Origin of the sequence: Candidatus Bartonella washoeensis Sb944nv, from assembly GCF_000278135.1 — a bacterium.
GTDB lineage: Bacteria > Pseudomonadota > Alphaproteobacteria > Rhizobiales > Rhizobiaceae > Bartonella > Bartonella washoeensis.
In genome coordinates this window covers 199,369-203,138 of record NZ_JH725025.1, presented here as the reverse complement: position 1 = coordinate 203,138, position 3,770 = coordinate 199,369, and the positions used below count along the sequence as shown (strand labels likewise).

The window sequence follows — 3,770 nt, the reverse complement described above, 5'->3', positions numbered from 1 at the left end:
AAAAACACAAGCCATTTAAAAAATAAAAAATCTGATTCATACTGTAGATTCAGTATGTTATAATGAATTGTATTTGTAATCATAATCCATAATGTGGTATTATAATACAGCGGTAAAGTTTGTTTCGTTGACAAAAGTCATTCCCATAAAGGATAGCAAGCAAATGCTTAATAAAGTGATGTTAATTGGGTTCTTAGGAGCTAATCCAGAAAGCAAAACAATGCCCTCTGGTGGTGAGGTGGTTAATTTTCGTATGGCAACGTCTGAGAGCTATACAGATAAGGCAACCAATCAAAAAGTAGACAAGACCGAATGGCATTCCGTGGTGATTTTTAATCCACATTTAGCAAAAGTTGCTCTCCAGTATCTCAACAAAGGTAGCAAAGTCTACATCGAGGGGCAGCTCCAAACCCGTAAATGGCAAGATAAAAATGGTCATGATCGTTACATAACAGAGATTGTCTTGACTAAGTACAAAGGGGATTTGAAGCTTTTAGACAGCAAAAATGATGATAATCAAGAGCAATCATCGCCTTATGACAGAAGCTATCAGAGACCTTTCGATATGCCGAAAAACGCTTTAAATGACGGTGTTCCTTTTTAAGGGCATTATTGAATGAGGAAAGTGATCATGTTAAACCAATCCTGTAAAGTTGTGTATTTTGTGGGTTATGAATGATATGTATCAAGTTCAACAAATTGCTAACTTCTTTCTTGAAAAGGGACGTGAGGAGAATATCCAAATTTCTCCTATGAAGCTTATAAAACTGGTTTATCTTGCATATGGATGGATGTTAGCTGCTACAGGCGAGCGTCTCTTTCCTGATCGCATAGAAGCATGGCAGCACGGTCCTGTAATTCCAGCGCTCTATCATGAGTTTAAAGATTGGGGAAGGCGTTTTATCGATTGCTATTCTCGAACAGTTGATTTAGAGACAGGAGAAATTTTGATTCCTAAAATTCCTAAAGAATCTGCTGATAAATATACAGTTCAGTTATTAGAGATTGTCTGGAATGCTTATAAGAATTTTGAACCTTGGCTTTTGCGTAAAGAATCTCATGAGGAAGGATCTCCGTGGAAGAGAGTATACGATGTTGGGCAATTTAGTGTGAAGCTAAAAGACGATGACATCAAAGAATATTTCACGCAAAAAATTAAAGGGTATTTACAAGAGTCGGGAAAAAAAGAAACGTCCTCATCTTATTCAACTTAAGCAACTTCAACGTGCAAGTGATGCTGTTGGAAATCAATCTGTTACAGTGATTGCAGATTGTCTACCGAGGAGGACCGTTCATTATGCGGTTACAGAACAAGAAATAAATCTATTAAAAGATCACGCAACGTCTGCATGTCGTTGTCACGGAATAATGGGGACTTTATTTGGTACGCTTTTAACTTTATTAATACAACTATGTTGGGATCAAAGTCATTAGAAATTAAGCTCGCTCTTATAATTATAATATCGATCGTTCTGGGTTTTTTACTCTTTTATAGTCTAAAGTTCATGTCAAAAGCAGAGGAAATTTGGCAAAATATTAAACAGGAATCTGGGGATATAGGTGAAAAAAAACAAAAAGAGGGGACGCCCTAAAATAGCAGGGCAGGTAAGAGAGCCAAACGGACGCATTTCACGTTCCAAAACACCACGTGAATCTATTGATAAATTGGCAATAGCAATCCGTGCAAAGCGCTTTGGTCTAACGCTACAAGAGGCGAAAAATCCGCTTTCTGGTACTTATATCGGGCGGCTTTGTTTGCAGGGGCAACTCACTCAAGAGCAATACGACGCTGCGCAACAGTATCTACAGATAAGAAACAATTACCTTTGTGCTAAAGGCTTGCCAAGCGCCGTTTACGATGAAATGCCTTCGTCAACTGATGATAAGGCAAGAGACAAGTGGGTAGAATTTGCTACAGAACAGTTTTTAAACATGCAAGAGGCAATAAAAGAAGCACAATGCCTCTATAGACAGTATAATCTTTACGCCGCTATACAATATCTTATTGTAGAAGACCAAATGTTACCGCATCTCGTGAGTTCATTGGGTATCGCTCTTAATGCGCTTCAAAAATATTTTCATAAAAGCGTTATACTTAATTAAAAAAGATGTTTATTAACCAGCATACAAAGGTATTGCGATAACAAATAATGCTGTCATTATTGCGAATAAACATGCAGAAGTTTTCAATTGGAAACGCCAAAGTAAACTAATTGGAAGAGACATTAGAGTGATTACTATAAACCCTGCTACGAACCACACTATTATTTGGTCTCTTTTCAAATTGCTGTACGTATTTATATAGTTTTCATTTTCAGAATAAAATTCCTGATTAGATAGATGATTATTTATCAATCCTTCATATTCACTCTTGGGAATACGGCGAATAACCCTTATATTAGGACCAAAATCTGGCACATCCCTTCTTGCTGTATCTTCCTTTGAAATACATTTAATAATAGAAGAACCACGATAAATAGGAATCTCATTATTTGCGCACTGAACAATAGGAGAATAAGGAATATAACCGGTTGTTTTTTTGCCTTGATTACCAAAGCGCTTTTTCACTGAAGACATACCATCATAATCTGATGCATCATCAACAATAGGAGAATAAGGAATATAACCGGTTGATTGTTCGCTATTTGCATGATTAGTAAATAAAAAAGCGCTGATTATTGTACCTAATAAAATAAAGCTTTTTAACATAGGGTATCCACTGTTTTATTTAAACATTGAGTTTCTTTTTATAACTGATTCCCTTTGAATCTATCAATACGTGTCATTTTTTTGTTGACAATGTGTTGCAAATCGTATTTAATGACATTGCTGTACTTGGTCCTATTGTATCTAGACGAGAGGTGGTGCAGTTTTAAATCCCCGCAAATGCGGGGTTTTTTATTATCGGGAGGGCGTATTAAAGCGCTTTGGTCTAACGCTACAAGAGGCGAAAAATCCGCTTTCTGGTACTTATATCGGGCGGCTTTGTTTGCAAGGTCAACTCACTCAAGAGCAATACGACGCTGCGCAACAGTATATACAGATAAGAAACGACTATCTTTGTGCAAAAGGTCTGCCAAGCGCTGTTTATGATGAAATGCCATCCTCTTCTGATGATAAGGCAAGAGACAAGTGGGTAGAATTTGCTACAGAGCAGTTTTTAAATATGCAAGAGGTAATAAAAGAAGCGCAATGCCTCTATAGACAGTATAATCTTTACGCCGCTATACAATATCTTATTGTAGAAGACCAAATGTTACCGCATCTCGTGAGTTCATTGGGTATCGCTCTTAATGCGCTTCAAAAATATTTTCATAAAAGCGTTATACTTAATTAAAAAAGATGTTTATTAACCAGCATACAAAGGTATTGCGATAACAAATAATGCTGTCATTATTGCGAATAAACATGCAGAAGTTTTCAATTGGAAACGCCAAAGTAAACTAATTGGAAGAGACATTAGAGTGATTACTATAAACCCTGCTACGAACCACACTATTATTTGGTCTCTTTTCAAATTGCTGTACGTATTTATATAGTTTTCATTTTCAGAATAAAATTCCTGATTAGATAGATGATTATTTATCAATCCTTCATATTCACTCTTGGGAATACGGCGAATAACCCTTATATTAGGACCAAAATCTGGCACATCCCTTCTTGCTGTATCTTCCTTTGAAATACATTTAATAATAGAAGAACCACGATAAATAGGAATCTCATTATTTGCGCACTGAACAATAGGAGAATAAGGAATATAACCGGTTGTT

5 protein-coding genes and 1 pseudogene are annotated in these 3,770 nt (G+C 36.3%); 4 read left to right on the top strand and 2 right to left on the bottom strand.

The window, feature by feature from the left end; translation table 11 throughout:
* The first annotated feature begins 163 nt into the window (after positions 1–163).
* From ssb to MCQ_RS07565, 3 genes are all read left to right on the top strand, one after another.
* Positions 164–604: a single-stranded DNA-binding protein gene (gene ssb, locus MCQ_RS07580; RefSeq protein ID WP_006924582.1), complete on the top strand. Its 441-nt coding sequence runs from the start codon at positions 164–166 to the stop codon at positions 602–604.
* Between the two features lie 67 nt (positions 605–671).
* Positions 672–1,214, top strand: coding sequence for a Panacea domain-containing protein (locus MCQ_RS07575; protein ID WP_006924581.1), 543 nt, complete (start codon positions 672–674; stop codon positions 1,212–1,214).
* Positions 1,215–1,560: 346 nt separating this feature from the next.
* On the top strand, positions 1,561–2,103 hold the full coding sequence (locus MCQ_RS07565) for a hypothetical protein (protein WP_006924576.1): 543 nt from the start codon (positions 1,561–1,563) through the stop codon (positions 2,101–2,103).
* 12 nt (positions 2,104–2,115) lie between these two features.
* On the opposite strand, the gene MCQ_RS07560 is transcribed toward MCQ_RS07565, so the two are convergent.
* Positions 2,116–2,709 carry a hypothetical protein gene (locus MCQ_RS07560; RefSeq protein WP_006924574.1) on the bottom strand — a complete coding sequence of 198 codons (594 nt, stop codon included), beginning with the start codon at positions 2,707–2,709 and terminating at the stop codon, positions 2,116–2,118.
* A gap of 211 nt (positions 2,710–2,920) precedes the next feature.
* Between MCQ_RS07560 and MCQ_RS07555 the strand changes: the two are divergent.
* Positions 2,921–3,337: pseudogene (locus MCQ_RS07555) on the top strand (hypothetical protein); the annotation flags it as partial.
* A 12-nt stretch (positions 3,338–3,349) separates the two neighbouring features.
* Here MCQ_RS07555 and MCQ_RS07550 read toward each other — a convergent pair.
* Complete coding sequence (locus MCQ_RS07550) at positions 3,350–3,712, bottom strand: hypothetical protein (protein WP_420021781.1); 363 nt, start codon at positions 3,710–3,712, stop codon at positions 3,350–3,352.
* Positions 3,713–3,770 lie beyond the last annotated feature (58 nt).